The sequence below is a fragment of the Streptomyces sp. NPDC079167 genome (genome assembly GCF_040686735.1).
Classification (GTDB): Bacteria; Actinomycetota; Actinomycetes; order Streptomycetales; family Streptomycetaceae; genus Streptomyces.
Window position 1 is genome coordinate 26,441 of record NZ_JBFBLO010000028.1, and the last position, 26,260, is coordinate 52,700.

A 26,260-nucleotide genomic window follows, 5' to 3' on the forward strand; every position below is an offset into this window, starting at 1 on the left:
CCCGTCAGGCCGGCGGGTCGTGCTTGTGGCGTTCGTCGGTGGTGATCTCCGCGGTGCCGGGCCCGATCCGGATCTCGAAGTCCCCGGCGTACTTGGCGTGCCCCTCGATGACGGCGGACTCGACGGCCTCCACGCCGAACTCCCTGCGGACGATCATCGGGTCCTGACGGAGGTCCCTCATGAGCGCGACGCACATCCCGATCATCACGATGGTGAAGGGGGCGGCCACCAGGATGGTCAGGTTCTGGAGGCCCGCCAGGGCGTCCCCCTGCCCGTCGCCGATGAGCAGCATGATCGCCGCGACGGCCCCGGTGACGACACCCCAGAAGATCACGACCCACTTCGCCGGTTCGAGGACGCCCTTCTGGGAGAGCGTCCCCATCACGATGGAGGCGGCGTCGGCGCCGGAGACGAAGAAGATGCCGACGAGGATCATGACGAGGATGCTCATCACGGTGGCGATCGGATATTCGTGGAGGACCCCGAAGAGCTGAGCCTCCGGGGTGTCACCGACGTCCCCGAGCTTTCCGTCCCTCTGCAGTTCGATCGCCGAGCCGCCGAAGACGGCGAACCAGACGAGGCTGACCGTGCTGGGCACCAGGATCACGCCGCCGACGAACTGCCGGATCGTGCGGCCGCGGCTGATCCTCGCGATGAACATGCCGACGAAGGGCGTCCAGGAGATCCACCACGCCCAGTAGAAGACGGTCCAGCTCGCGAGCCAGTCGGCGACTTCGCCCTCTCCCGTCGCCTCGGTCCGGCCGGCGAGCTGGGCGAGGTCACCGAAGTACGCCGCGACCGAGGTGGGCAGCAGGTCCAGGATGATGATGGTGGGGCCGACGACGAACACGAAGATCACCAGGATCAGCGCGAGCACCATGTTGATGTTGGAGAGCCACTGGATGCCCCTCTCCACACCGGAGACCGCCGATGCGACGAAGGCTGCCGTCAGGACCGCGATGATCGCGACCAGCAGGCCGGTCCCGGTCTTCTCCATCCAGTCGAGCTCCTGGAAGCCGCTGCCGATCTGCAGAGCCCCGAGACCCAGTGAGGCCGCGGAGCCGAAGAGCGTCGCGAAGATGGCGAGGATGTCGATGACGCGGCCGACGACCCCGTGGGAGTGCCGCTCGCCGATGAGCGGGATGAACACCGCGCTGATGGTCTGCCGCCGGTGCCGCCGGTAGGCGCTGTAGGCGATGGCCAGCCCGACGACCGCGTAGATCGCCCAGGGGTGGAGCGTCCAGTGGAAGAGGGTGGTCGCCATCGCCGTCTGCATGGCCTCGGCGGCGTCGGCGGGGTGCGTGCCCGGGGGCGGATTGACGAAATGGGCCAGCGGTTCGCTCACTCCGTAGAACATCAGGCCGATGCCCATGCCGGCGCTGAACATCATCGCGACCCAGGAGACCGTCCTGAATTCGGGCTTCTCCCCTTCCTGGCCGAGCGAGATCCTCCCGTAACGGCTGATCGCGAGCCAGAGGGCGAAAACCACGAAGCCGGAGGCCGCCAGCATGAAGGCCCAGCCGCCGTTGTGGATGAGTCCGTTGAGCAGCGTGCTGGAGACGTCCGTCAGTGAGTCGGTGGCCGTGGCACCCCAGATCACGAAGGCGATGGTGAGCACTGCGGAGACGCCGAACACCACCCGGTCGGTCGTGGGACGGCGGCCGTGGTGCGGATCGGTGGGCAGATCCGCCGTCACCGGCAGATACCCCCCTCGCCCACCCGTTCTCTGCTCTTCGTGTGACACAAATGGCACCTTTCACGCAATGCGAATATTTCGCTCTCCGTAGGCAGTACCACACTCGCCGCGCATCTTCCGGGAACGCCGAGCGGTACACGCGCGACCGTTTACGGAGTGAACGCGTCCGCGTCTCCGGCGTCGGCCGGCTCCGGCCGGGCCGATAGGCTGACGGCGTCCGTGCCCGAACCCACCGGTTCCAGCCGTTCCCAGCCCCGGGCGCACGTGTACGAGGAGCGACCCTTGCCCGACCCGACCCCCGATCAGCACCGTGACGCCCGGCCCACCCTGGAGGCCGTGGCTGCCCGCGCCGGAGTGTCCAGGGCCACGGCGTCCCGTGTCGTCAACGGCGGTGCGGGCGTACGTCAGCCGCTGGTGGACCAGGTGCGCAAGGCGGTCGACGAGCTCGGCTACATCCCGAACCACGCCGCGCGGACGCTGGTCACCCGGCGCAACGGCGCTGTCGCCGTGATCATCGACGAGCCCGAGTTCCGTATCTTCTCCGACCCCTTCTTCTCCCGCCAGATCCGCGGGATCAGCCGCGAGCTCAACGCCCACGACGCACAGCTCGTTCTGCTCCTGGTGGAGGGCAGCGGCGACTTCGACCGGGTCACCCGCTATCTGGCCGGCGGTCACGTGGACGGCGTACTGGCCTTCTCCCTGCACACCGACGACGAACTGCCCGCCATCATCCGGCGCTTCCGGGTCCCGACGGTCTACGGGGGCCGCCCCGAACACCCCGCGGCGCGTGAGGGCACGGCGCAGGTGCCGTACGTCGACTGCGACAACCGGGGCGGCGCCCGCGAGGCCGTGCGTCATCTGGTCTCGCTCGGCCGGCGGCGCATCGCGCACATCGCCGGGCCCCGCGACCAGACGTCGGCACTCGACCGGATCGACGGGTACCACGACGTGCTCCCGGACGCGGGGGCGGAACTCGTCGCGGACGGCGACTTCACCGCGGAGGGCGGAGCCCGGGCCATGGCGGGCCTGCTGGACGCCCATCCGGACCTCGACGCCGTCTTCGTGTCCAACGACCTGATGGCGTCGGGCGCCCTGCGGGTGCTGCGCGAGCGGGGCGTCAGGGTGCCGGAGGACGTGGCGGTGGTCGGCTTCGACGACATGACCTCGGTGGCGGAGGCCACCGTGCCCCCGCTGACGACGGTCCGTCAGGACGTGGAGGGCATGGGGCGGTTGATGGTGCGACTGCTGATGGAACGGCTGAACAGTGACACCGGGACATGGCCCGAGTCCGTGATCACCCCGACCGAACTGGTCCGCCGGACCTCGGCCTGAGCCCTCCCGAGGCCCGCCACCCGGCCCGCGCCGACCTGGCGAGCGGCAGATAGCGCAGGCGCTCCGGGAGCAGGGGCACGATCCGCCGCACCACGGCGCCGAAGCGCCGCAGGCGGCGCTCCTGGTCCGGGGTCCAGTCGAGCCCGATGGCCTCGCGGGCGTCCGGCGGCATCAGCCCGACGGTGAGGAAGCTGCGGAACCGCGCCAGCGGCGGGAGGAGCACGGGCCACAGCACCTTCAGGACCAGGCGCAGGGCGAGGGGCCCACGGTCGGGCGGCGGTACGGGAGCGTCCGTGGCGACCAGTTCCCGTACGACGACGGTGGCCTCCACCTCGTCGGCCAGCATCGTGCGGTAGTACGGCCAGAACTCCTCGATGGTCTGCGGCATGTCCCGGTCGTCGATACCGAGGATCCGGCCGACCTGGAGCCACTCCCCGTACAGGGCGCGTTCCTGCGCGTCGGTGAGCGGGCGGACCAGATAGCGCGACGCGTGCTGGTAGACGGGGAAGCCCGTGGCGTGCACCCACGCGTAGTTGGCGGGGGTCAGCGCGTGGTAGCGGCGGCCGCGGGTGTCGGTCCCCTGGATCGTACGGTGGAGCTTCCTGAGCCGGCGCCCCTCCTCGGCGGCGGCCTCGCCGCCGTACACCCAGAGCAGGAGCGAGCTCAGCGACCGCTCGCCGCGCCCCCAGGGGTCCGTACGGAAGACCGAGTGATCGTCGACGCCGGCGCCGACGGCCGGACGGGCGACCTGGAGCGTCAGGGCGGCGGGCAGCATCAGGAGACCCCGGATGTCTCCGGCAAGGCTCCACAGCACCCCGCCGGGCGGGGGCGGTGCGGGCTCTCCCGCGCTGGTCATCCTGATGCTCCCGGGGGTCGGAGGCTGCTCGGACCGTTCGTGTTCCAGTATGCGGCCACGCCGCAGTGTTGACGTGCCGCGTGAAACAAGTCAATAGTATTTGTAACTTTGACTCTCCATGGGGAGAGGTTCGGCCATATGCCTTACGCAGCAGATGTGTTGAGCGGAGGAGGGCGCACACCATGGGCCGCTACAGCCGATTACGCGAGATACGCCGGATGGATCCCGTCAGCGACTGCGCCGAGATACTCCGGCTGATGTCCCAGTACGAGTTCCCCTGGGACTACCGGCAGGGCATCAGCGTCGCCTTCCTGCGCGACTACGGGGTTCCGAGGATCTCCGTACTGCTCGACCGCACCCAGGAGTTCGAGCGCAACGGCCAGAAGCGCTACGACGACACCGTCCTGTTCGGATACGAGATGGCGGCCGAGGGCTTCGATTCGGAGCGCGCCAGGGCCGCGGCCCGCCACCTCAACCGGATCCACGGCAAGTACCGCATCCCGAACGAGGACTATCTCTATGTGCTGGCCACCACGGTCGTCGGACCCAAACGCTGGATCGACCGGTTCGGGTGGCGGCCCCTGTGCGCGCAGGAGACGGCGGCACTGGCGGAGGTGGGGCGGCGGATGGCGGCCATGATGGGCATCGAGGGCGCACCCGGCACCTACGAGGGTTTCGAGGAGCTGCTCGACTCCTACGAGGCCCGTATGTTCGCGTACGACCCGGCGAACCGGCGCGTCGCCAACGCCACCTTCCGGGTCATGGCCGCGTGGTACCCGGCCCCGCTGCGCCCGTGGGTGGCCAGGTTCTCGCTGGCCCTGCTGGACGAGCCGTTACTGCGGGCGCTGGGCTTCCCGGAGCAGCCGCGGTGGGTGCGTGCGGCGGCCGACCGTCTGGTGCACGCCCGCTCGCACGGCGTACGGCTGCTGCCCGCGCGGCCCCGATGGCTGCCTTCCCGTCCCCGGCCGCGCAGCTACCCCTTCGGATACCGGCTCGACGACCTCGGACCGCACTGGGCGCAGAGCCGCCCGCTGGAACCACTGCCGATGGAGAAGTGATGACGACCGGAACAGACCGTGCGGTGCACGGCATCGAGGACATCCGCGCCGCAGTGGCGCAGGCCAGGAGCGCCGGCCGCGCCTGGGCGGCGCTCGGGGCGCGGGAGCGGCGTGCGTCGCTCCTCCGCTGGAAACGCGAACTGGCCCGCCGCGCGGACGAGTTCGCCGAGGTGATCTCGGCGGAGACCGGCAAACCGGTGCTGGACGCCCGCTCGGAGGTGCTGCTGACGGTGGTCCATCTGGACTGGGCCGCCCGCAACGCCCGCCGGGTGCTGGGCAGCCGGCGGGTGCCGTCCGGCCTGCTGTCGGTCCATCAGCGGGCGATGCTGGCCTACCGCCCGCTGGGGGTGATCGGCGTGATCGGGCCTTGGAACTACCCGCTCTACACACCGATGGGCTCGATCGGTTACGCCCTCGCGGCGGGCAACGCCGTGGTGTTCAAACCGTCCGAGCTCACGCCCGGGGTGGGGGAACTGCTGGCCCGGAGCTTCGGGGAGGCCGTCCCGGACCACGCGGGGCTGCTGCGGACGGTCACCGGACCTGGCTCCACCGGGGCCGCCCTGGCCGGCGCGGAAGGACCGTCCGGGGTGGACAAGGTCGCCTTCACGGGCTCGCCCGGCACCGCCCGCAAGGTCGCCGCCGCCTGCGCGGCCACGCTCACACCGCTGCTCGCCGAGTGCGGGGGCAAGGACGCGGTGCTGGTCGCGGCGGACGCCGATCTGGACGCGGCGGCCGACGCGATCGTGTGGGGCGCGATGAGCAACGCGGGCCAGACCTGCGCCGGCGTGGAGCGGGTGTACGCGGTGGCCTCGGTGCACGAGGCCCTGTGCGTGCGCGTCGTGAGCCGTGCGCGGTCGCTGGTGCCGGGTGACGCCTACGGCCCGCTCACCCTGCCGTCCCAGCTGGGAGTGGTGGAGCACCATGTGAAGCAGGCCCTGGTGGACGGCGGCACCGCCGAACTGGGCGGGCCCGACGCCCTGCGGAGCGGCGTGCTCGGGCCAGTGGTCCTTTCCAGGGTGCCGGAGGACTCACCGGCCGTGACGCAGGAGACCTTCGGCCCGGTCGTCGTGGTGAACCCGGTGCGCGACATGGACGAGGCCGTGGAGCGGGCCAACGCGTCGGCGTACTCCCTGGGCGCCGCCGTGTTCACCCGCTCCCGGGCGGCCGGGATCGCGCTGGCCGGACGCCTCGGCTCCGGCGCCGTGTCGGTGAACTCGGTGCTGGGCTTCGCCGCGATCCCCTCCCTGCCGTTCGGCGGCGCGGGCGAGTCGGGGTACGGACGGATCCACGGTGAGGAGGGGCTGCGGTCCTTCGCGGCGCCGCACTCGGTCACCGTACGGCGGTTCGCACCTGCGGTGGACCTGACATCGTTCGCGACGCCCCGGGAGAAGGTCGCCCGGGCCGTCGAGCTGGGCAGGAAACTGCACGCCCGGTTCTGAGGGCGGTCAGCCGGCTCCGAGCAGCGGCACCAGATAGCGCCGCGCGAACGTGCGCACCTGCTCGTCGTCGTCCAGCTCGAAGCAGCTCACCGGGTTGAGGAGGAAGGAGACCGTGATCCGCACCATCAGTTCGGCGACCGGTGTCGTGTCCGTCTCCGGCCGCCCTTCGGCACGCTGGGCGTGGCGGAGCCGGTCGGCCAGATATCCGCGCATCGCGCGGAGGGCGGGCCCGCTCTCCAGCGTGAGGAAGGGGAGCATGATCTCCGGCTCCAGCCGCAGCAACCCGCCCACCAGCGGATGTTCACGGATGTGCTTGAGGACGGCGACGAAGCCGGCGACGAGCCGCTCCTCCATGGTGGGCAGCGCGGCCACCGCCTTGTCCACGTCCAGGACGAATCTGCGGTACTCCCGCAGCAGGCAGGCGGAGACCAGGCTGTCCTTGTTGCCGATCCGGCGGTACACGGTGACCCGCGAGACCTTGGCCCGCTTGGCCACGTCGTCGACGGTCGAGCGGCGCAGCCCGAAGGTCATGAACTGCTCGCGTGCGGCGTCCAGGATCTGCTCGCTCAGCGCGTCGGACGGTGGTGTCCCGCCGAGCGCCCCGGCCAGCAGTGACGCGTCGGTATCCGGTGCCGCCATGAGCCCTCTCCGTCCGTCGTGACCACTCAACCATATCGACAACGCAACAAAGTTATCCGATCCGGTTCTTTGTAACCCCGCGACTGCGCTCCGCAACTCCGCTCCGCAACTCCCCTCTGGAGGCTTCCATGTCCACCGACCACGCCCTCCCCCGCTCGGTCTCCGCCGAGCAGCGGGCCTTCGTCAGCGCACTGCGCGACTTCGCCCGGCGCGAATGCGGCACGCGTGAGCAGCGCGACGCGCTGGCGGCGGAGGCCGGCGGCCCGCACGCGCCGTCCCTGTACGCCCGGCTGGCGGAGCTGGGCTGGCTCGGTGTGTGCCTGCCCGAGGCCTACGGTGGCTCGGGCGGCGGGATGACGGATGCCTGCCTCTTCCTCCGGGAGACGGCGCGTGGCCTGGTGCCGGCAGGCGGGTTCATCACCTCGGTGATCACGGCGAAGGCGTACGAGCGTTTCGGCAGCGAGGCGCAGTGCAAGGCGGCGATCGGCGGTGCGGTGGACGGCCAGGTGCTGTCCATCGCGATGTCGGAGCCGGAGGCCGGTTCCGACGTGGCGGCGCTGCGGTGCCGGGCCGAACGGTCGCCGGACGGGCGCTGGCTGGTCAACGGCCACAAGACCTGGATCTCCAACGCGCATCTGGCCGAGCACATCCTGCTGGTCGCCCGCACGGACGCGAGCGGAGCGAAGCACGAGGGGCTGACCATGTTCCATGTCCCTGCCGGGACGCCCGGGATCGAGATCCGGCCCATCGAGACCATGGGCGGCCGCGAGGTCAACGACGTCTTCCTCACCGACGTCTCGCTGCCGGCCGACGCGGTGGTGGGCACGGCCGACCGCGCCTGGACCCAGCTGATGGCCGGCCTCAACGCGGAGCGGCTCTTCCTGGCGGCGAACATGCTGGGGCTGGCGGAGCGGATCCTGGAGGACACCGTCGCGTATGTGCGGGGGCGCGAGCAGTTCGGCCGGCCGGTCGGCTCCTTCCAGGCGCTGCGGCACCGGCTGGCCGACCTGGCGACCGAGATCGAGTGCGCCCGGCTGCTGGTCTTCGACGTGGCGGCGGCCTGCGACGCCGAGCCGGAGCGGCTCTTCCCCCGCGAGGCCTCGATGGCGAAGCTCAAGGCCACCGAGACGGCGCGGCACGCGGCTCTGGAGGGCATGCAGATGATGGGCGGCTACGGCTACGCGACGGAGTACGACATGGAGCGGCATCTGCGGGCGGCGGTCGTGTCGACCGTCTACGGCGGCACGAGCGAGATCCAGCGCGACATCATCGGCAAGAGCTACGGACTGTAGGGCACCACGCGGGCGGCACTCAGCCGAAGTCGTACACCGTCACCTCGATACCGCGGCTCACCAGCCGGTCGGTGAGGAGCGGCTCGACCCGGGACCAGGTGCCGCCCGCCAGCCCGCAGCCGATCCTCGGCATGTGGACCGACGCGCCCAGCTCGGCCGCCTTGGCGGCCACCTTGTCCAGGCCGGCGTCGATCGCCTCGTAACGCACCGGCACACCCTTGCTGCCGGTGCGTATCCCCCGCTGCCCGACCAGGTTGGCCACCCAGGTGTACGGGCCGGCCTGGACGAACTGCACGGCGCCCAGGCCGAAGTCGTTGCCCGCGCGCTCGCGGTGCCGGCGGCGGTAGGCGGCCTCCGGCTCGGGCCAGCGGCGGGAGAGGGCCAGGACGAAGCCCTTCCCCCAGCCGCCCAGGTCGTTGCAGCAGTGCACGATCAGCTTGACGCCCTTGCCCCGGGGGCTGGTGGCGTCGCCCCGTACGTAGGTGATCCCCGACATGTCCTCACCGTACGTCCCCCCACCGACAACCGGCCCCGGATCAGGTGCCGCTCTCCTCGTAGAGGGCGTCCAGCACCTTTGCGTACTGCTCGCGGACGACGCGGCGGCGCAGCTTCAGCGAGGGGGTCAGCTCGCCGGTGTCGGGACCCCACTCCCTGGCCAGCAGCCGGTGGCGTTTGACCTGTTCGGTGCGGTTCAGCCGGGCGTTGGCGGCCTGGACGGCGCGGTCCACCTCCTCGCGTACGGCGGGGTGGGCGGCGAGCGCCGCCATGTCCTCACCGGCCTCGACGCCCCGGGCCGCCGCCCAGGCGGGTGCCATCTCGGCGTCCAGGACGAGGAGCGCCACCAGGTAGGAGTGGCCGTCGCCGTGGACGAACGCCTGGCCGATCAGCGGGTGTTCCTTGAGGGCGTTCTCCACCAGGGCCGGGGAGACGTTCTTCCCGGTCGATGTGATGATCATTTCCTTCTTGCGGTCGGTGAGCCACAGGTATCCGTCGTCGTCGATCCGGCCGATGTCCCCGGTCGCGAACCACCCGTCGGCGTCGAGCGCCCTCTCCACGGTCCCGTCGGCGCGCAGGTATCCGGCGAACACCGTCTCGCCCCGGACCAGGATCTCGCCGTCCTCGGCGATTTTCAGTTCCAGCCCGTCCAGCGGCCTGCCGACGGAGCCTAGGCGGAACCCGGAGGGGCTGTTGGTGGTGAACACGCCGACCGTCTCGGTGAGTCCCCAGGCGTCCATGACGACGATGCCGAAGCCCGCCCAGAAGCGCACCACGTCCAGCGGCATGGGTGCGGAGGCGCTGGCCGTCCACACCAGCCGCTCGAAGCCGGCGAGGGAGAGCACCGGGTCGAGGACCGTCTCCTTGGCGCGGCGGTAGGCGCTCTCCAGCTCCGCGGGCGGCTGTTCGCCCCGCTCACGGAAGGCCACGTGCTCGCGGGCGGTCTCCCCGGCCGCCTCGATGGCTGTCCGCTGCTCCTCGGACAGGGTGGCGAGCGCGGCCTTCACGGACGCGGCGAGCTTCTCCCACACCCGGGGGACGCCGAAGAACTGGGCGGGGTGCAGGGCGCGCGCGGTGGACGCGACAGCCGCGGTGTCGGCGCAGAGATGGACGTGCGAGGCCCGGAAGACCGGCAGGTAGATGCCCAGCATCCGCTCGGCGATGTGTGCGAACGGAAGGTAGCAGATGTGCGCGACATGGTCCGGGAGCTCCACCACCCGGTCCAGGGCGAGCGCGTTGACGACCACGCTGCGGTGGGTGAGGGGCACGGCCTTCGGGTCGCCGGTGGTGCCCGAGGTGTAGACGACCGTGAGGGGGTCGTCGGCACCCGATGCCCTCCAGACCGCTTCGAACTCCTCCTCGTCGTAGGCCTTCTGTCCTGCCGCGTGCAGGGAGGCGTACGCCGGGTGCCCACCGGCGTCCTCCGGCTCCACGACGATCAGTACCTCCAGGGGGACGGTGGCGTCGGCGAGGAGCGGTTCCCAGCGCTCGCGTTCCCGCGCCCCCTCGACGACCGCCAGCCGGGCACCGCTGTGCCGGGCGATGTGCGCGATCTGCTCGGGGGCGGCGGTGCCGTACACGGTGACCGGTACCGCGCCGAGGTGTGTGAGGGCCAGGTCGCTGAGCCAGTGTTCGGGGCGGTTGCCCATCATCATCAGCACCTGCTGCCCGCGTACGACGCCCTGGGCGGCGTACCCGGCGGCGAGCACCGCCGTCTCGCGGCGCACCTCCCGCCAGGTCAGGGTGGTCCATCCGTCACCGCTGTCAGGGCTCCGCCAGGAGAGGGCGGGCAGGTCACCGTGGTCCTCGGCGTTACGCGCCAGCAGGGCCGGCAGGGTGAGCCGGTCGGTCTCGGTGGGAACTCGCAGGATCGTGGTCACGGCCGTCTCCTGTTGCCGTCGGCCGGGCGCCGTACGGGCCCGTACCGGAGGGAATGACGCGCTTCGATGGTGCCGGAGACTTTCACACCACCGGTGAGACAGCAATACTGTTGCACCCGATTGGTACAAGACCCTGCGCGGGTCCCACGCCTCGTGGCACCCGCGCGCGAGGGCGCCCTCCGGAGTGCGGCGGACGCCCGTGCACGGCGATGGGGAGGGGCTGCTCCTCACAGCTCCCCGCGAGGGTCGCGCGGGGCACGGACCGGCGCCCCGCCTTCCGGCCGGAGGCGGCCCCCGGCACTTTCACAACAGTGGTGATACAGCAATACTGTTGCACCTGATCGACCCAGGCCCGGCAGGACGGGTCTGCCCGCGACAAGGAGCAGCCATGGCAACGGGTAACGACGAGCCGACGCTGACCGTCGACGAACTGGCGGCGCGCGCGGGAGTCACCGTGCGCACCGTGCGCTTCTACAGCACCAGGGGTCTGCTGCCTCCGCCGGTGATCGGGCCGCGGCGCGTCGGGCACTACGGGCACGACCACCTGTCCCGGCTGGCCCTGATCGAGGAGCTCCAGCACCAGGGCATGACACTGGCCGCCATCGAGCGCTATCTCCAGCAGCTGCCGCCCGACCTGAGCGCTCAGGATCTTGCCATCCACCGCGCCCTGGTGGCGTCCTGGGCGCCGGACGCGGCCGAGGAGATGGAGCGCGCGGAGCTGGAGCGAAGGGCGGGCAGGGCCCTCAGCGAGCAGGACGTCGACCGACTGGCGGCGATGGGAGTGCTGGAACGTCCGGGCAAGGCCGGAGGTCCCCTCCTGGTCGATCCGGGTCTGGTGCGGCTCGGGGTGGAGCTCCTCGAGGTGCCCATCGCCCACGAGACCATCCTGGCCGCGCGCACGGTCCTGCTGGAGCACACCCGCTCGGCCGCCCACGAGCTGTCCCGGCTCTTCCGGGACGAGGTGTGGACCCCCTACCGGGAGCGGGAGTCGGACCCGGAGCACGTGAAGGCGATGAAGTCGCTCTCGGCCAATATGCAGCCGATGGTGCTCCAGGCCCTGCTGACAGCCTTCCAGCGGTCGCTGAAGGAGGAGCTGCGGGCCGCGTTCACCGCGGGCGAGGAAGGGTGAACGCGGCCCGTGAAGCGGCCGTCGGTCGTGGAAGGGTGAACGCGGCCCGTGGGGCTGCCGTCAGTCGTGGAAGGTCTCGCCCTTCTCGGCCTTCTCCACGAGGTACGCGGACGGCAGGAAGCGGTCTCCGTACCGCTCGGCCAGCTGCCGGGCGCGCGCCACGAAGCCGGGCAGGCCGCCCTCGTAACCGTTGATGTACTGGAGCACGCCACCGGTCCACGCCGGGAAGCCGATGCCCATGATCGAGCCGATGTTGGCGTCGGCGACGGTCATCAGGACGTTCTCCTCCAGACAGCGGACGCTGTCCAGCGCCTCGGAGAAGAGCATCCGCTCCTTCATGTCCTCGAAGGGGATGTCGGTGCCGGGCTTCGTGAAGTGCTCACGCAGCCCCGTCCAGAGCGCGCCCCGCCTGCCGTCCTCGCCGTACTCGTAGAACCCGGCTCCCCCGCTGCGTCCCGGCCGTCCGAACTCGTCGACCATCCGGTCGACCACCTCGTCCGCGGGGTGCGTGGCCCAGGTGCCGCCCGCCTCCTCGACGGCACGCCGGGTCTCGACGCGGATCTTGCGGGGCAGGGTGAGCGTCAGCTCGTCCATCAGGGAGAGCACCTTGGCCGGGTAGCCGGCCTGCGCCGCCGCCTGCTCGACCGACGCGGGCTCGACGCCCTCGCCGACCATCGCGACACCCTCGTTGATGAAGTGGCCGATGACGCGGGAGGTGAAGAAGCCGCGGGAGTCGTTGACGACGATCGGGGTCTTCTTGATCCGGCGCACCAGGTCGAAGGCGCGTGCCAGGGCCTCGTCGCCGGTCTTCTCGCCCTTGATGATCTCGACGAGCGGCATCTTGTCGACGGGCGAGAAGAAGTGCAGCCCGATGAAGTCCGCCGGGCGGGTGACCCCTTCGGCGAGCGCGGTGATGGGGAGCGTCGAGGTGTTGGAGCAGAGCAGCGCGTCGGGGTCGACGATGTCCTGGATCTCCTGGAACACCTTGTGCTTGAGCGCGGTGTCCTCGAAGACCGCCTCGATCACGGCGTCGCAGCCCGCGAGGTCGGCCGGGTCCCCGGTCGGGGTGATGCGGGCCAGCAGCTCGTCCCGCTTCGCCTCGGTCGTACGGCCCCGGGACAGCGCCTTGGCGAGGAGCTTCTCGCTGTAGCCCTTGCCCTTGGCGGCCGCCTCCGTGGACACGTCCTTGAGGACGACCTCGATGCCGGCGCGGGCGCAGGAGTAGGCGATGCCCGCGCCCATCATCCCGGCACCGAGGACGGCGACCTTGCGGACCTGGCGCTCCGGGACGCCCGCCGGGCGGCTGGCGCCGGAGTTGACGGCCTGGAGGTCGAAGAAGAAGGCCTGGATCATGTTCTTGGCGACCTGGCCGGTGACCAGTTCGGTGAAGTAGCGGGCCTCGATGGTCTGCGCGGTCTCGAAGTCGACCTGCGATCCTTCGACCGCCGCGGCCATGATGTTGCGGGGTGCGGGCATGGGCGCGCCGGCCAGCTGCTTCTTCAGGTTCGCCGGGAAGGCGGGCAGGTTGGCCGCGAACTTGGGGTTGGACGGGGTTCCGCCGGGGATCCGGTAGCCCTTGACGTCCCAGGGCTGCTGCGACTCGGGGTGGGCGTCGATGAAGGCGCGGGCCTTGTCGAGCATCTCCTCACGGGTGGCGGCGACCTCGTGCACGAGGCCGTTCTCCAGCGCCCGCTGCGGGGTGTACTGGGTGCCCTGGAGGAGGACCTTCAGCAGCGCGTCGGTGACGCCCATCAGCCGTACGGTGCGGGTCACGCCGCCGCCGGCGGGCAGCAGGCCCAGGGTGACCTCGGGCAGACCGATACGGGAGCCGGGGGCGTCGAGCGCGATGCGGTGGTGGGCGGCGAGCGCGATCTCGTAACCGCCGCCGAGCGCGGCGCCGTTGATGGCGGCGACGACGGGCTTGCCGAGGGTCTCGATGCGGCGCAGGGAGTTCTTGATGGCGGTCCCTGCGTCGAACGCCGCCTGGGCGTTCTCGGGACCGATCCTGATCATGTCCTTGAGGTCGCCGCCCGCGAAGAAGGTCTTCTTGGCGGAGGTGTAGATGATGCCCCGGATGGAGTCCTTCTCGGCCTCGGCGCGCTCGGCGACGGCCGCGATGGACTCCTTGAAGCCCTGGTTCATCGTGTTGGCGGACTGGTCGGGGTCGTCGAGTACGAGGGTGACGACGCCGGTCTCGTCCTGTTCCCAGCGGATGGTCGTGCTCTCGGTCATTGCTGTTTTCTCCGTAAGCAGAGGGGCCGGGACGGTCAGAGACGCTCGATGACGGTGGCGATGCCCATGCCGCCGCCGACGCAGAGGGTGGCGAGGCCGTAGCGCTTGTCCTGCCGCTCCAGTTCGTCGATGAGCGTGCCGAGGATCATCGCGCCGGTCGCGCCGAGCGGGTGGCCGAGCGCGATGGCGCCGCCGTTGACGTTGACCTTGTCGAGGCTCAGCCCCATGTCCTTGGCGAAGCGCAGGACGACTCCGGCGAAGGCCTCGTTGATCTCGACGAGGTCGATGTCGTCGATGGTGAGCCCGGCCTTGGCCAGTGCCTTGCGGGTCGCGGGGGCGGGCCCGGTGAGCATGATGGTCGGCTCGGAGCCGGATACGGCGGCGGAGACGATCCGCGCGCGGGGGGTGAGTCCGTAGCGCTCGCCGGTCTCCTTCGAGCCGATAGCGACGAGGGCCGCGCCGTCCACGATCCCGGAGGAGTTGCCCGCGTGGTGGACGTGGTCGATCTTCTCGACCCAGTGGTACTTCTGGAGGGCCACCGCGTCGAAACCGCCCATCTCGCCGATCGTCGCGAAGGAGGGCTTGAGCGAGGCGAGGGAGTCGGCGGTCGTACCGGGGCGCATGTGCTCGTCGTGGTCGAGGACGAGCAGACCGTTGCGGTCCCTGACCGGGACGACGGAGCGGGCGAAGCGCTCCTCCTTCCAGGCGATCGCGGCGCGCTCCTGCGACAGGGCGGCGTACTCGTCGACGTCGCGCCGCGAGAAGCCCTCGATGGTGGCGATGAGGTCGGCTCCGATGCCCTGCGGGGCGAAGCCGGTCTCGAAGCTGGTCATCGGGTCCATGGCCCAGGCGCCGCCGTCGGAGCCCATCGGCACCCGGGACATCGATTCGACGCCACCGGCCAGGACGAGGTCCTCCCAGCCGGAACGCACCTTGGCCGCGGCCAGGTTGACGGCCTCCAGGCCGGAGGCACAGAAGCGGTTCTCCTGTACGCCCGCGACGGAGTCCGGGAGTCCCGCTGCGATGGCGGCGATACGGGCGATGTCGGAGCCCTGGTCACCGAGCGGGCTGACGACGCCGAGGACGATGTCGTCGATGGCCGCGGGGTCGAGGCCGGGGAAGCGGTCTCGGATCTCGTGGATGAGGCCGACGACGAGGTCGATCGGCTTGGTGCCGTGCAGGGCGCCGTTGGCCTTGCCGCGGCCGCGCGGTGTGCGGATCGCGTCGTAGACGAATGCTTCGGTACTCAAGGCAGCTGCCTTTCGGGGTCGGTGCGGGGCGGGGCGGTCAGGAGAGCAGCGAGCGGCCGATGATCTCCTTCATGATCTCGGTCGTCCCGCCGTAGATGGTCTGGATGCGGCCGTCGGTGAACGCCTTGGCGACCCGGTATTCCGTCATGTAGCCGTAACCACCGTGGAGTTGGAGGCAGCGGTCGGCGACGCGCTTCTGCAGCTCGGTGGCCCACCACTTGGCCATCGAGGCGTGGACGGCGTCGAGCGTCCCCTCGGAGTGGTCGACGATGCACCGGTCGAGGAAGGCCCGGGTGACGGCGCACTCGGTGGCCATCTCGGCGATCTCGAAGCGGATGTGCTGGAGCTTGGAGAGCGGACGCCCGAAGGCCTCGCGCTCCTTGACGTACTGGGTGGTGATCTCCAGGAGGTGTTCGGCGGCGGCGATCCCGGCGACCGCTATGCCCATGCGCTCCTGGGCCAGGTTGGTCATGAGGTGGATGAACGCGCCGTCGAGCTCGCCGAGGAGGTTCTCCTTGGGGACGCGTACGTCGTCGAAGAACAGCTCGGCGGTGTCCTGGGACTTCTGGCCGATCTTGTCGAGGTTGCGGCCCCGCTCGAAGCCTTCGGCGCCGCGCTCGACGACGAGCAGCGAGAGGCCCTTCGCACCGCCCTCCGGGGAGGTCTTGGCGACGACGATCACCAGGTCGGCGAGGATGCCGTTGGAGATGAAGGTCTTCGAGCCGTTGAGGAGCCAGTGGTCGCCCTTGTCCTCGGCGCTCGTGCGGATGCCCTGGAGGTCGGAGCCCGCGCCGGGTTCCGTCATGGCGATGGCGGTGATGGTCTCGCCGCTGCAGAAGCCGGGCAGCCAGCGCCGCTTCTGCTCCTCGGTGGCGAGGCCGGTGAGGTAGGGGCCGATGATGTCGTTGTGCAGGCCGAGCGCCAGCCCGGACACCCCGGCCCGGGTGAACTCCTCGGCCAGTACGGCGCTGTAACGGAAGTCCGCGTTGCCGCCGCCCCCGTACTCCTCGGGGACGGCGAGGCCGAGCAGCCCCTGGCGGCCTGCGGCGAGCCAGACCTCGCGGGAGACGATGCCGTCCTTCTCCCACTGCTCGTAGTGCGGGAGCACCTCCTTGGCGAGGAAGGTGCGGACGGTCTCGCGGAACGCGTCGTGCTCTTCGGTGAAGATCTGCCGCTGCACTTCAAGCCCCCTGGAGCCAGTTCTTGACGGTGGAGATCAGCCGCGCCGGCTCGGGGCCGACAGGGGTGACGTTGAGCATGGTGACGCCGGCCTCACGGAACGCCTCGATGCGGTCCCGTACGTACCCCTCGGGGCCGCAGAGCGTCATGAGCTCGCAGAACTCCTCCGGGACGGCCGCCTCGGCCTCCTTCTTCCTCCCGGAGAGGTAGAGCTCCTGGATGGTGGCGGCCTCCTTCTCGTAGCCGTAGGCGACGGCGAGGTCGTTGTAGAAGTTCTTGCCGGGCGCTCCCATGCCGCCCACGTACAGCGCGATCTGCGGCCGGGCGAGGTCCCGGACGGCGGCGGCGTCGTCACCGATGGCCAGCAGGCCGCCCGCCACGGTCTGCAGGGGGCCGAGCGAGGGGTCGCGCTTCGCCTTGCCCTCGGCGAGTGCCGTGCCCCAGACCTGCTGGGCCTTCTCCGGGATGTAGAGGGTGGGCAGCCAGCCGTCGGCGACCTCGGCGGTCAGCCGGACGTTGGCCGGGCCCAGCGAGGCGACGTAGAGGGGAATGGTGTCGCGCACCGGCCGGGTGAGGATCTTCAGCGGCTTGCCGAGCTTGCCGCCCTTCTCCTTCGGCAGGGGCATGTCGGTGATGCCGTGGTGGTCGATGACCTCACGGCGCCAGATCCGGCGGCAGAGCTCGACGGTCTCGCGGGTCCGTCCGAGCGGTTTGTCGTAGGGCTTGCCGTGCCAGCCTTCCACGACCTGCGGACCCGAGGCGCCGAGGCCGAGCAGGGCGCGCCCGCCGGACACGGCGTCGAGCCCGGCGCCGGTCTGGGCGATGAGGGCGGGGGTCCGGGAGTAGACGTTGAGGATCGCCGCGCCGATCTTCAGGCGTTCGGTGCGGGCGGCGAGATAGCCCATGAGGGTGGGCGAGTCGAAGCCGTACGCCTCGGCGACCCATACGGCGTCGAGCCCGGCGGACTCCAGCGCGGCGACCTCGTCGCAGGCGGCGCGCGGGTCGCCCGCGTAGTTCAGCGGCAGGGAGAGTTCCATCAGCCGGTCTTTTCCTTCCCGGTGGTCAGCAGGCCCGGCAGACCCCAGTCCGCCGCGACGGCCTCGGTGTCCGCTCCGGGCAGCGCGGGTGCGCTGCGCACGGAGACGGGAGTCGCGGAGAAGCGGGGCGCGGGGGCGGGCTGGGTGAGACCGCTGTGCTCCACGTAGGTGGAGCGGGCGGCGAGGTGGGAGTGGCGGGGTGCCTCGCGGAGCGAGAGGACGGGAGCCACACAGGCGTCCGTCCCCTCGAAGACCTCGGTCCACTCGGCGCGTGTACGGGTGCTGAAACGGGAGGCGACCACGGCGCGCAGTTCCTCCCAGCGGCCGGGGTCGTTGCGGTCGGGGGCCTCGTCACCGAGTCCCAGAAGCCCGGCGAACTCCTCGTAGAAGCGTGGTTCCAGGGCCCCGACCGCCATGTACCCGCCGTCGGAGGTCTCGTAGGAGCCGTAGAAGGGGCAACCGCCGTCGAGGAGGTTGGAGCCGCGCCGGTCCTGCCAGCTGCCGGCCGCCAGCATGCCGTGGATCATCGTGGCGAGATGGGCCGCGCCGTCGACGATGGCCGCGTCGACGACCTGCCCTGTCCCGCCCGGCGTACGGGCGTGCTGGAGGGCGGCGAGCACACCGACGACGAGGTAGAGCGATCCGCCCGCGTAGTCGCCGACCAGGTTGGCGGGGACCGTGGGCGGTTCGCCGGATCTGCCGATCATGGACAGGGTCCCGGTGAGGGCGATGTAGCCGATGTCGTGCCCTGCCCGCCCGGCCAGCGGCCCGTCCTGGCCCCAGCCGGTCATCCGTCCGTAGACGAGTTGCGGATTGCGTTCCAGACAGGCGTCCGGGCCGACGCCGAGGCGTTCGGCGACGCCCGGCCGGTAGCCCTCGATCAGGACGTCGGCGCGCTCGACGAGGTCGAGGACCTGCCCGGCTCCGCCCTCGTCCTTCAGATCGACGAGGACCGACCGCTTGTTGCGGTTGGTGAGGTCGAAGGCGGGCTCGATGCCGATGACCGAGCCTCCGGGCCGGTCGACGCGCACCACGTCGGCACCGAGGTCGGCGAGGAGCATCGCGGCGAACGGGCCGGGGCCGATGCCCGCCAGTTCGACGACGCGCACGCCGGTCAGCGGGCCCTGCGGCCTGTGTCCTGTCGTTGCCATCAAGCCCCCAGCGGTGTGACACAACTGATGTAACATCGATGATGCTAAGAACCGACCGCACTCCGCACAACCCTTTTGGCCGAGCAAGCGCTTAGTCTTTGCCTCCGGATCCTCTCGCATCGAAGCCCGCCCGGCCGCGCGGCACGACAAACGCCTCGGCTACCCTCTGGCTGCCACAGCGGCGCCGGCGCAGACGGAGGCACTCATGAACAGGCAGAACGGGGCGGAACGCCCCTATGACGTGGTCCTTTTCGGAGCCACCGGCTTCGTCGGGGCGCTCACGGCCGAATATCTCGCGGCGCACGCGCCGGCCGGCTGCCGCTGGGCCCTGGCGGGCCGCAGCCGCGGCAAGCTGGAACAGCTGCGTGAGCGCCTCGCCGGACAGCACCCGCGCTGCGCGGACCTGCCACTGCTGACGGCCGACGCGGACGACGCCGACGCCCTGCGCGAACTCGCCGGGTCCACACACGTGGTGGCGTCCACGGTCGGGCCTTATCTCTGGCACGGCGAGAAGCTGGTCGCCGCCTGTGCGGAGGCCGGGACCGACTACACCGACCTCACCGGAGAGGCCGAGTTCGTCGACCGGATGTACCTGGAACACGACGCCCGTGCCCGCGAGACGGGGGCACGCCTGGTGCATGCCTGCGGCTTCGACTCCGTACCGCACGACCTCGGCGCCTACTTCACGGTCCAGCAGCTTCCCGAGGGAGTGCCGCTCACCGTCGACGGCTATGTCCGCACCAACGCGGTCTTCTCCGGCGGTACGTTCGCCTCGGCGCTCACCGCCATGGGCCGCGGCCCGCAGATGGCGCGGGCGGCGCGTGAACGGCGCCTGCACGAGCCGCGCCTGGTCGGCCGCAGGGCCCGCGCCCCGCAGGGGGCACCGCACTTCAGCCCGAAGACCGGCACCTGGGCGCTGCCGCTGCCGACCCTGGACCCCCGTGTGGTGGAGCGGTCCGCACGAGGGCTGGAGCGCTACGGCCCCGACTTCCGCTACCGGCACTTCGCCTCGGTGAAGCACCTGCCGGTGGCGCTCGGCGGCACGGCGGCGACGGTCCTGCTGGCCGGGGCCGCCCAGATCCCCGCCGCGCGCGACTGGCTCTCGGCCCGGGTCGAGCCGGGCACCGGACCCGGCGAACAGCGCAGGAAGCGGAGCTGGTTCACCGTCCGCTTCATCGGGGAGGGCGGCGGCCGACAGGTCTGCACGGAGGTGTCGGGCGGCGACCCGGGCTACGACGAGACGGCGAAGATGCTGGCCGAAGCGGCTCTGGCGCTCGCCCTCGACGACCTGCCGGCGACGTCGGGTCAGGTCACGACGGCCGTGGCGATGGGTGACGCACTGCTGGAGCGGCTGACGGCCGCCGGGCTGCGCTTCCGGGTCGCGGCGGTGCGCTGAGCCCCGGCGGGCACGCGTACGTGAGTCAGAGCATCCAGGACGCCAGTGTGACGACCATGGACACGGTCCAGCCGGCGCCCGCGAGGACGCCCAGGGTCATGCCCACGGCGACGCCGCGCTGGGAGAGACGTACGGTTCCGGTGCTCATCTGAGGTGCGTGGTGGTCGATCATGTGTACCAGCCTGCCCCTGATGTTCGACAAACAACATCCGTATTTGTACTCAGTCGGCAACAGTCCCCGGGCGGGGACCTCCGTCAGCCGATCGCTTCCTTCAGGGCGGCCCGGCAGAGGGCGTCAGCCCTGCGCGTGGTCTCCGGCTGGCGGAAGTCACGTGCCAGCGCGAGCGTATGGGCGCAGGCGTTGTCCAGCCCGGTGCGGTGACCGACGGAGACGAAGACGGGTTTCGTGCCGTCCTGTGTGCGCAGGGCCCTGCCCACCTCCTCGTCCCCGTCCATGAGCGGGGTGAAGTCACCGCGCCGGGGGCCGGGTTGGTCGTAGCGGAAGGTGAAGGGGTTCTTCGCCACGCCGATGACCGGCAGTCCGGTGAGGACGCCGAGATGGCTGGCCAGCCCGAATCTGCGCGGGTGCGCCCGCCCGTAGCCGTCGCAGACGACGAGCCCCGGGTCCACCGGCAGCCCCTCCAGTGCCGCGAGGACAGCCGGTATCTCACGGAAGGCGAGAAGTCCGGGGACGTACGGAAACGTCACCGTGCCCTTCGCGGTGGAGCGGGCGATCACCTCCAGGGTCGACGCGTCCAGGACGACGGCGGCCGCCACGACGAGGTCGCGCTCGTCGTCGTACGCGACGTCGACCCCGGTGACCCGGCCGCCGCCGGGCGGCGGTCCCGGCTCGTCCAGCACCACTCGCGCCCGCAACGCGTCCTGCACGGCACGGGCTTCGGCCTCGTCGGCGGGCGTCCGGAAAGTCGTCATGACCGGTCAGTCTAGGCAGCCGGTAGCCTGCCGGCATGTTCGTACTCGAGTTGACCTACACAGCCCCGGTCGAGCGTGTCGACGCCCTCATGACGGAGCATGTGGCCTGGCTGGACACGCAGTACGCGGCCGGGGTGTTCATCGCCTCGGGGCGCAAGAATCCCCGCGACGGCGGTGTGATCCTGGCGGTGGGCGAGGACCGCGCCGGGATCGAGAGGATCGCGGCTTCCGACCCCTTCGCGGAACACGGGGTGTGCGCCTACCGGATCACGGAGTTCCTCGCGACGAAGACCGCCGACGCGCTGGCGCCGTACCGGCAGCAACTGCCCGGCCAGGCTCGCCGGGAGTGACCATGACGTCGCCGCCCATGGAGGATGGCCACGGCGGCCGCGTCGTGGCGGCTATCGCAGCCTCGCGACCCGGCCCTGCTCGCCCGCGGCCCAGCAGCCGCCGTCCGGGGCGCAGTCGACCGTGTCGTACGAGCCGGTGTCCACGGTCCGCCAGGTGCGCCCGCCGTCCCTGGTGAGGTCGGTGCCGGTCGGCCCCACGGCGAGTGCCGAGCCCCGGCTGCGGGGCAGCCAGGCAACTCCTGAGCGGTAGGCGGTCGGCGGGGTGGCCGCGCTCCGCCAGCTCCGGCCGCCGTCCCCGGTGGCGGACGCGGCGTCCGGCGACGCCTGGTCCGCCCGGTAGTCGCCGCCGACCGCGATGCCGTGCGTACGGTCCCGGAAGGCGAGGCCGAACACGCCTCGCGCCGGGTCACCCGCCGGGATCCGCGCCCCGGCTTCCGTCCAGGTCAGGCCGCGGTCGGCGGAGTGCAGCACCCGGGCGGCGGCCGCGCCGCCGGTGGCGAGCCAGACGTCCGTGCGGCCCGAGCTGACGAGGCACTGGCCGCTCGCCGCGAATCCGGCCTCACCGGGCTGCGCCGCGGGCATCCCGGCATCGGGCAGGACCCGCCAGTTGCGCCCGCCGTCCGAGGTCGACAGGATGCGGAACTTCCCGTCCACAGGGTCGCTCATCGCGAGACCGTGACGGCTGTCGAAGAAGGTCAGACAGTCGTAGAAGGCGCGGGCGTCGGTGTTGCGGAAGGACTCGGACCAGGTCGCGCCCCCGTCCTCGGTGCGGAAGACACGGGACGCCTCGCCCTCGCCGATGGCCAGGGCCACCGCCCGCCGCCTGTCGAAAGCCTCGATGTCCCGGAACTCCAGTCCGGCGGCGTCGTCCGGCGAGACATCGCGCCAGTGCCGCCCGCCGTCCGTGGTGCGCAGCACCGTGCCCCCGGAGCCCGCGGCCCAGGCGGTGTCACGGCCCACGGCGGCGAGACCGCGGAAGCGCGCGTCCGTGCCCGTCGTGGTGAGCGCCCATTCGGGCTTCCGTTCCCCGTGACCGGCCGGCGTGGCCTGCGCCACAGGCGCTGCCAGTGCGGCGGTCACCGCCGCCCCGCACAGAAGCGGTGCGATCAGCCGTCTCGTCTTCCCCAAGGGCCTCATGGCGCTGGAAGCTAACCCACCGGCGGACGCGCGTCCAGGGTGCGCCGCCCCGAACGGGGCAGTCGATCAGGGAGGGACAGGGCGGTGACGCAGCTCACGCCGCCCCCCGGTGCACGGATGGAGGCGTTCCGTCGTCTACTCCAGTGCCGGGAACCGTTGTCCGAGGCGAGAGGGAGCAGGTCTTGTCCAGCGTTATCGAGCAGTCCGTGCAGGCCCGTATGGTCGCGTCCGCGCCGCGTATGGAGACTCTGCCCGCCACACTGCACTACGACCGCAAGGACCCGTTCGCCGTCCGCATGGCGTTCCCGGCACCCGCGACCCTCGAAGGTACCGAGGTGTCCTGGGAGTTCTCGCGTGAGCTGCTCGCCACCGGCATGGACACGCCGGCCGGCCTCGGTGACGTCCGGGTCCGGCCGTTCGGTTACGACCGTACGGTGCTGGAGTTCCACGCGGTCGAGGGCATCGCCATGGTCCATGTCCGGACGTCCGAGCTGCGGCGCTTCCTGAAGCGGGCGCAGGAGCTGGTCCCCGAGGGGGACGAGTACCGCTTCTTGGACCTGGACGGCGATCTGAGCGATCTGCTGGGCGGGTCCGCCTGAGACAGCGTTTCGGTCTCCCGGAGCGCCTCCGGTATTCGGTTGCGTGGCCCCCGGCGGGCTCGTAGCGTCGTCGACGGCCCTGTTGTCGTCGGATCGGAGAAGGACGTTGCTCCACATCTGAGGTGTCGCGTTCCGCGCCGCGTGCCCTGCCGCACGCGTGCCCTGCGTGACATCCGGTGTCCGAGCCGTTCTCCGTGTTTTCTCGACGCAGCCGGGAGGCCATTGTGCCTGCATCCACCACGCATATTCACTGCACCTCACTCTCGTTCGCCTGGCCCGACGGGAGCGAGGTCTTCGATGACTTCCAACTGGCCGTAGGCCCCGGCCGGACCGGGCTGATCGGTCTCAACGGCTGCGGGAAATCCACTCTGTTGCGGCTGATAGCCGGTGAGCTCACGCCGACGGCCGGACACATCGGCACGGCCGGCGACATCGGCTACCTCCCGCAGGACCTCGTCCTGGACGTGGCTCTGCGGGTGGACGAGGTCCTGGGTGTCTCCGCGACGCGGGCGGCGCTCCACGCCATCGAGGCGGGCGATGCCCGGGAGGAGCACTTCGCCGCGGTGGGGGACGACTGGGACGTCGAGGAGCGCGCACGGGCCGTACTCGACCAGCTTGGCCTGTCCGCCGTCGGTCTCGACCGCACCGTGGGCGAGCTGTCCGGGGGCGAGTGCGTGCTGCTGCGCCTGGCCGCCCTGCTGCTGGCGCGCCCTGCCGTCCTGCTGCTGGACGAACCGACCAACAACCTCGATCTGTACGCCCGCGGGCAGCTGTACGACGCGGTCGACGCCTGGACCGGTGTGCTGGTAGTGGTCAGTCATGACCGGGAACTGCTGGAGCGGGTGGACCGGATCGCGGATCTCCGCGACGGCGCGGTCACCTGGTACGGCGGCAGCCTGTCGGCGTACGAGCGGGCGCTGGCCGTGGAGCAGGAGGCGGCCAAGCGCATGGTGCGGGTCGCGGAGGCCGACGTACGGCGGCAGCGGCGCGAACTCGCCGACGCCCACGTCAAACTGGCCAGGCGCAGGCGGTACGGGCAGAAGATGTGGGACACCAAGCGCGAGCCGAAGGCCGTGATGGGCCAGCGCAAGCAGACCGCCCAGGAGTCGGCCGGCAAGCACCGCATCATGCACACCGAACGGCTGGCGGAGGCGGAGGAACGCCTCGACGAGGCGGTCGACGCGGTGCGGGACGACGAGGCGATCCGGATCGAGTTGCCGCACACAACGGTGCATCCGGGCAGCGACGTGCTGTTGCTGCGCGAGCTCGAACTCGCTCACGGCGCGCGGGTGCCGGGCGAGTGGGAGCTCCGCGGCCCGGAACGGATCGCGCTGGTCGGCCGCAACGGGGCGGGGAAGACTACGTTGCTGCGTACGATCGCGGGCGAGCTGGACCCGGTGTCGGGTGAGGCCACCGCCCAGGTCCCCGTGGGATTCCTGCCGCAGCGTCTCGACGTCCTCGACGACGCCCTGTCGCTGGTGGACAACGTGGCGCGCTTCTCGCCCCGCACCACGGACAACGGCATCCGGGCCCGGCTGGCACACTTCCTCTTCAAGGGCGGGCGCGCGGACCGTCCCGCCGGGACGCTCTCGGGCGGCGAACGTCTCCGGGCGACGCTGGCGGCGCTGCTGCTGGCCGACCCTGCGCCCCGGCTGCTGATGCTGGACGAGCCGACGAACAGCCTCGATCTCTCCGGTGTGCGCCGTCTGACCTCGGCGCTGGCGGCGTACCAGGGAGCGCTGATCGTGGCGAGCCACGACATGGCGTTCCTGAAGTCGCTGGGGATCACCCGGTCGCTGCTGCTGGACGAGAACGGGCTCCGGGACACCACTCCCGGGCAGCTGCCGGGATTCGGGAGCGCGGGCGCCTGACTTGTCCCCTCATAGACCATCATGACCTGCATGGATAACGGTGTGTGAGCGCATACCGCGAGGACCGGGCTTGGCCGCGGCCTTACTGCCGCCTTAACCTACGGTCACGTAACCTACGAAGCCGTAGGTAATTCTCCCGTCCCCAGGAGCACCCCGTGACGATCACCTCTCCCCACACAGGCAGTTCGAAGGCGTGGACCGACGCCCAGCTGCTGTACGCGCTGGAAGAGGTGGTGGAGAAGGAACTCAACCGCCATCTCAAGGTCGCCAAGGACTGGATGCCCCACGAGTACGTGCCGTTCTCCGACGGCCGTAACTTCCCCGGCCTCTTCGAGGACGGGGAGGCGTGGGAGACCGGCCAGTCCAAGGTCACCGACATCGGACGCATCGCCCTCGTCGTGAACCTGCTGACCGAGGACAACCTTCCCAGCTACCACCACGAGATCGCCTCCCTCTTCGGGCGCGACGGCGCCTGGGGTACGTGGGTGCACCGCTGGACCGCCGAGGAGGGCAGGCACGGCATCGTGATGCGCGACTACCTGCTCACCTCGCGCGCCGTGGACCCGGACAAGCTGGAGCAGTTCCGCATGGCGCACATGGCGGAGGGCTTCGAGTCCGACAACCGCCACTCCATGCTGCACTCCGTGGCGTACGTGGCCTTCCAGGAGCTCGCGACCCGCGTCTCGCACCGCAACACCGGCCACCAGTCGGGCGACCCCGTCTGCGACCGGATGCTGGCGCGGATCGCGACCGACGAGAACCTGCACATGGTCTTCTACCGCAACCTGCTGGGCGCGGCCTTCGAGCTCGCCCCGGACCTCACGATGCAGTCCGTGCGCGACGTCGTCGTCAACTTCCGGATGCCCGGACACGGCATGCCCGGCTTCGAGCGGGCCGCCGCGCAGATGGCGATCGGCGAGATCTACAACATGCGGATCCACCACGACGACGTGATCCAGCCCGTCCTGCGCTACCTGAAGGTCCTCGACATCGACGGCCTGGGCCCGGAGGGCCTGAAGGCGCAGGAGGAGCTCGGGCTGTACATGAACGGCCTGGACAGCGAGGCCGCGAAGTTCGACGAGAAGCTGGCGACCCGCAAGGCCCGTATGGCCGCCCGGGCCGCACAGGGCTGACCCGCTCGTTGCATCCGCCCGGCCGGGCTCGGGATCCGCTCCCCGACCCGCCGGACAGCGGCGGGGGGGGGGGGGGGGGGGGGGCGCGGCGGCGCGGCGGGGGGGGGGGGCCCCCCCCACCACCACCCGGCAGCCCGCAGCACAGAAGAGGACGGGAGGGGGGAGGGGAGGTGGGA

23 protein-coding genes are annotated in these 26,260 nt (G+C 71.1%); 10 read left to right on the forward strand and 13 right to left on the reverse strand.

Going from position 1 to position 26,260, the window contains the following annotated elements; translation table 11 throughout:
- Positions 1-4: 4 nt before the first annotated feature.
- Complete coding sequence (locus AB0P41_RS34585) at positions 5-1,744, reverse strand: BCCT family transporter (RefSeq protein WP_365936043.1); 1,740 nt, start codon at positions 1,742-1,744, stop codon at positions 5-7.
- Between the two features lie 234 nt (positions 1,745-1,978).
- Between AB0P41_RS34585 and AB0P41_RS34590 the strand changes: the two genes are divergently transcribed.
- Complete coding sequence (locus tag AB0P41_RS34590) at positions 1,979-3,028, forward strand: LacI family DNA-binding transcriptional regulator (RefSeq protein WP_356715885.1); 1,050 nt, start codon at positions 1,979-1,981, stop codon at positions 3,026-3,028.
- Here the strand turns inward: AB0P41_RS34590 and AB0P41_RS34595 are convergent.
- Positions 2,991-3,884: an oxygenase MpaB family protein gene (locus AB0P41_RS34595; protein ID WP_365936044.1), complete on the reverse strand. Its 894-nt coding sequence runs from the start codon at positions 3,882-3,884 to the stop codon at positions 2,991-2,993. The genes AB0P41_RS34590 and AB0P41_RS34595 overlap by 38 nt on opposite strands.
- Positions 3,885-4,066: 182 nt before the next feature.
- Here AB0P41_RS34595 and AB0P41_RS34600 point away from each other — a divergent pair, with 182 nt between their 5' ends.
- Positions 4,067-4,942, forward strand: a complete 876-nt coding sequence (locus AB0P41_RS34600) for an oxygenase MpaB family protein (RefSeq protein WP_365936045.1) — start codon at positions 4,067-4,069, stop codon at positions 4,940-4,942.
- A complete protein-coding gene (locus AB0P41_RS34605) occupies positions 4,942-6,381 on the forward strand; it encodes an aldehyde dehydrogenase family protein (RefSeq protein WP_365936046.1) in 1,440 nt (479 codons plus the stop codon). The genes AB0P41_RS34600 and AB0P41_RS34605 overlap by 1 nt, the downstream gene beginning before the upstream one ends.
- Positions 6,382-6,387: 6 nt before the next feature.
- On the opposite strand, the gene AB0P41_RS34610 is transcribed toward AB0P41_RS34605, so the two are convergent.
- A complete protein-coding gene (locus AB0P41_RS34610) occupies positions 6,388-7,020 on the reverse strand; it encodes a TetR/AcrR family transcriptional regulator (protein WP_356715893.1) in 633 nt (210 codons plus the stop codon).
- Between the two features lie 128 nt (positions 7,021-7,148).
- Between AB0P41_RS34610 and AB0P41_RS34615 the strand changes: the two genes are divergently transcribed.
- Positions 7,149-8,312 (forward strand): acyl-CoA dehydrogenase family protein, encoded by a 1,164-nt coding sequence (locus AB0P41_RS34615; protein ID WP_356715895.1) that lies wholly within the window; start codon positions 7,149-7,151, stop codon positions 8,310-8,312.
- 19 nt (positions 8,313-8,331) lie between these two features.
- Here the strand turns inward: AB0P41_RS34615 and AB0P41_RS34620 are convergent, their stop codons facing one another.
- Entirely contained in the window at positions 8,332-8,808 is a 477-nt protein-coding gene (locus AB0P41_RS34620; RefSeq protein WP_356715897.1) for a macro domain-containing protein, read from the reverse strand.
- Positions 8,809-8,848: 40 nt separating this feature from the next.
- The gene (locus tag AB0P41_RS34625; protein WP_356715899.1) at positions 8,849-10,687 is read right to left on the reverse strand and encodes an AMP-dependent synthetase/ligase; all 1,839 of its coding nucleotides are present in this window, start codon (positions 10,685-10,687) and stop codon (positions 8,849-8,851) included.
- A gap of 388 nt (positions 10,688-11,075) precedes the next feature.
- On the opposite strand from AB0P41_RS34625, the gene AB0P41_RS34630 reads away from it, so the two are divergent.
- Positions 11,076-11,816: a MerR family transcriptional regulator gene (locus AB0P41_RS34630; RefSeq protein ID WP_356715901.1), complete on the forward strand. Its 741-nt coding sequence runs from the start codon at positions 11,076-11,078 to the stop codon at positions 11,814-11,816.
- Between the two features lie 60 nt (positions 11,817-11,876).
- Here the strand turns inward: AB0P41_RS34630 and AB0P41_RS34635 are convergent, their stop codons facing one another.
- The 5 genes from AB0P41_RS34635 to AB0P41_RS34655 are packed head-to-tail and all read right to left on the reverse strand — an operon-like array spanning position 11,877 to position 18,665.
- Positions 11,877-14,048 carry a 3-hydroxyacyl-CoA dehydrogenase NAD-binding domain-containing protein gene (locus tag AB0P41_RS34635; protein WP_356715903.1) on the reverse strand — a complete coding sequence of 724 codons (2,172 nt, stop codon included), beginning with the start codon at positions 14,046-14,048 and terminating at the stop codon, positions 11,877-11,879.
- Positions 14,049-14,083: 35 nt separating this feature from the next.
- Positions 14,084-15,298 carry an acetyl-CoA C-acetyltransferase gene (locus AB0P41_RS34640; RefSeq protein ID WP_356715905.1) on the reverse strand — a complete coding sequence of 405 codons (1,215 nt, stop codon included), beginning with the start codon at positions 15,296-15,298 and terminating at the stop codon, positions 14,084-14,086.
- A gap of 37 nt (positions 15,299-15,335) precedes the next feature.
- Complete coding sequence (locus AB0P41_RS34645; protein WP_356715907.1) at positions 15,336-16,478, reverse strand: acyl-CoA dehydrogenase family protein; 1,143 nt, start codon at positions 16,476-16,478, stop codon at positions 15,336-15,338.
- 1 nt (position 16,479) lies between these two features.
- Positions 16,480-17,514 (reverse strand): LLM class F420-dependent oxidoreductase, encoded by a 1,035-nt coding sequence (locus AB0P41_RS34650; protein WP_356715909.1) that lies wholly within the window; start codon positions 17,512-17,514, stop codon positions 16,480-16,482.
- Entirely contained in the window at positions 17,514-18,665 is a 1,152-nt protein-coding gene (locus AB0P41_RS34655; RefSeq protein WP_365936047.1) for a CaiB/BaiF CoA-transferase family protein, read from the reverse strand. The genes AB0P41_RS34650 and AB0P41_RS34655 overlap by 1 nt, the downstream gene beginning before the upstream one ends.
- Positions 18,666-18,870: 205 nt before the next feature.
- On the opposite strand from AB0P41_RS34655, the gene AB0P41_RS34660 reads away from it, so the two are divergent.
- A complete protein-coding gene (locus AB0P41_RS34660) occupies positions 18,871-20,061 on the forward strand; it encodes a saccharopine dehydrogenase NADP-binding domain-containing protein (RefSeq protein WP_356715912.1) in 1,191 nt (396 codons plus the stop codon).
- A gap of 25 nt (positions 20,062-20,086) precedes the next feature.
- Here AB0P41_RS34660 and AB0P41_RS34665 read toward each other — a convergent pair whose 3' ends face one another.
- On the reverse strand, positions 20,087-20,209 hold the full coding sequence (locus AB0P41_RS34665; RefSeq protein WP_258310186.1) for a hypothetical protein: 123 nt from the start codon (positions 20,207-20,209) through the stop codon (positions 20,087-20,089).
- 107 nt (positions 20,210-20,316) lie between these two features.
- Entirely contained in the window at positions 20,317-20,994 is a 678-nt protein-coding gene (locus AB0P41_RS34670; protein ID WP_365936048.1) for an endonuclease V, read from the reverse strand.
- Between the two features lie 35 nt (positions 20,995-21,029).
- On the opposite strand from AB0P41_RS34670, the gene AB0P41_RS34675 reads away from it, so the two are divergent.
- Positions 21,030-21,344, forward strand: coding sequence for a YciI family protein (locus AB0P41_RS34675; protein ID WP_365936049.1), 315 nt, complete (start codon positions 21,030-21,032; stop codon positions 21,342-21,344).
- A 51-nt stretch (positions 21,345-21,395) separates the two neighbouring features.
- On the opposite strand, the gene AB0P41_RS34680 is transcribed toward AB0P41_RS34675, so the two are convergent.
- Entirely contained in the window at positions 21,396-22,481 is a 1,086-nt protein-coding gene (locus AB0P41_RS34680; RefSeq protein ID WP_365936050.1) for an oxidoreductase, read from the reverse strand.
- Positions 22,482-22,663: 182 nt separating this feature from the next.
- On the opposite strand from AB0P41_RS34680, the gene AB0P41_RS34685 reads away from it, so the two are divergent.
- The 3 genes from AB0P41_RS34685 (at position 22,664) to AB0P41_RS34695 (ending at position 26,084) form a co-directional block, all read left to right on the forward strand.
- Entirely contained in the window at positions 22,664-23,080 is a 417-nt protein-coding gene (locus tag AB0P41_RS34685; protein ID WP_356715919.1) for an SsgA family sporulation/cell division regulator, read from the forward strand.
- Between the two features lie 224 nt (positions 23,081-23,304).
- Complete coding sequence (locus tag AB0P41_RS34690; protein WP_365936051.1) at positions 23,305-24,951, forward strand: ATP-binding cassette domain-containing protein; 1,647 nt, start codon at positions 23,305-23,307, stop codon at positions 24,949-24,951.
- A gap of 155 nt (positions 24,952-25,106) precedes the next feature.
- Positions 25,107-26,084 (forward strand): acyl-ACP desaturase, encoded by a 978-nt coding sequence (locus tag AB0P41_RS34695; protein ID WP_104783507.1) that lies wholly within the window; start codon positions 25,107-25,109, stop codon positions 26,082-26,084.
- Positions 26,085-26,260 lie beyond the last annotated feature (176 nt).

Coding starts and splice junctions, on each gene's coding strand:
- AB0P41_RS34595 (WP_365936044.1), bottom strand. CDS start 3,884: ATGACCAGCGCGGGAGAGCCCGCACCGCCCCCGCCCGGCGGGGTGCTG.
- AB0P41_RS34600 (WP_365936045.1), top strand. CDS start 4,067: ATGGGCCGCTACAGCCGATTACGCGAGATACGCCGGATGGATCCCGTC.
- AB0P41_RS34605 (WP_365936046.1), top strand. CDS start 4,942: ATGACGACCGGAACAGACCGTGCGGTGCACGGCATCGAGGACATCCGC.
- AB0P41_RS34610 (WP_356715893.1), bottom strand. CDS start 7,020: ATGGCGGCACCGGATACCGACGCGTCACTGCTGGCCGGGGCGCTCGGC.
- AB0P41_RS34615 (WP_356715895.1), top strand. CDS start 7,149: ATGTCCACCGACCACGCCCTCCCCCGCTCGGTCTCCGCCGAGCAGCGG.
- AB0P41_RS34620 (WP_356715897.1), bottom strand. CDS start 8,808: ATGTCGGGGATCACCTACGTACGGGGCGACGCCACCAGCCCCCGGGGC.
- AB0P41_RS34630 (WP_356715901.1), top strand. CDS start 11,076: ATGGCAACGGGTAACGACGAGCCGACGCTGACCGTCGACGAACTGGCG.
- AB0P41_RS34635 (WP_356715903.1), bottom strand. CDS start 14,048: ATGACCGAGAGCACGACCATCCGCTGGGAACAGGACGAGACCGGCGTC.
- AB0P41_RS34650 (WP_356715909.1), bottom strand. CDS start 17,514: ATGGAACTCTCCCTGCCGCTGAACTACGCGGGCGACCCGCGCGCCGCC.
- AB0P41_RS34655 (WP_365936047.1), bottom strand. CDS start 18,665: ATGGCAACGACAGGACACAGGCCGCAGGGCCCGCTGACCGGCGTGCGC.
- AB0P41_RS34660 (WP_356715912.1), top strand. CDS start 18,871: ATGAACAGGCAGAACGGGGCGGAACGCCCCTATGACGTGGTCCTTTTC.
- AB0P41_RS34665 (WP_258310186.1), bottom strand. CDS start 20,209: ATGAGCACCGGAACCGTACGTCTCTCCCAGCGCGGCGTCGCCGTGGGC.
- AB0P41_RS34670 (WP_365936048.1), bottom strand. CDS start 20,994: ATGACGACTTTCCGGACGCCCGCCGACGAGGCCGAAGCCCGTGCCGTG.
- AB0P41_RS34675 (WP_365936049.1), top strand. CDS start 21,030: ATGTTCGTACTCGAGTTGACCTACACAGCCCCGGTCGAGCGTGTCGAC.
- AB0P41_RS34680 (WP_365936050.1), bottom strand. CDS start 22,481: ATGAGGCCCTTGGGGAAGACGAGACGGCTGATCGCACCGCTTCTGTGC.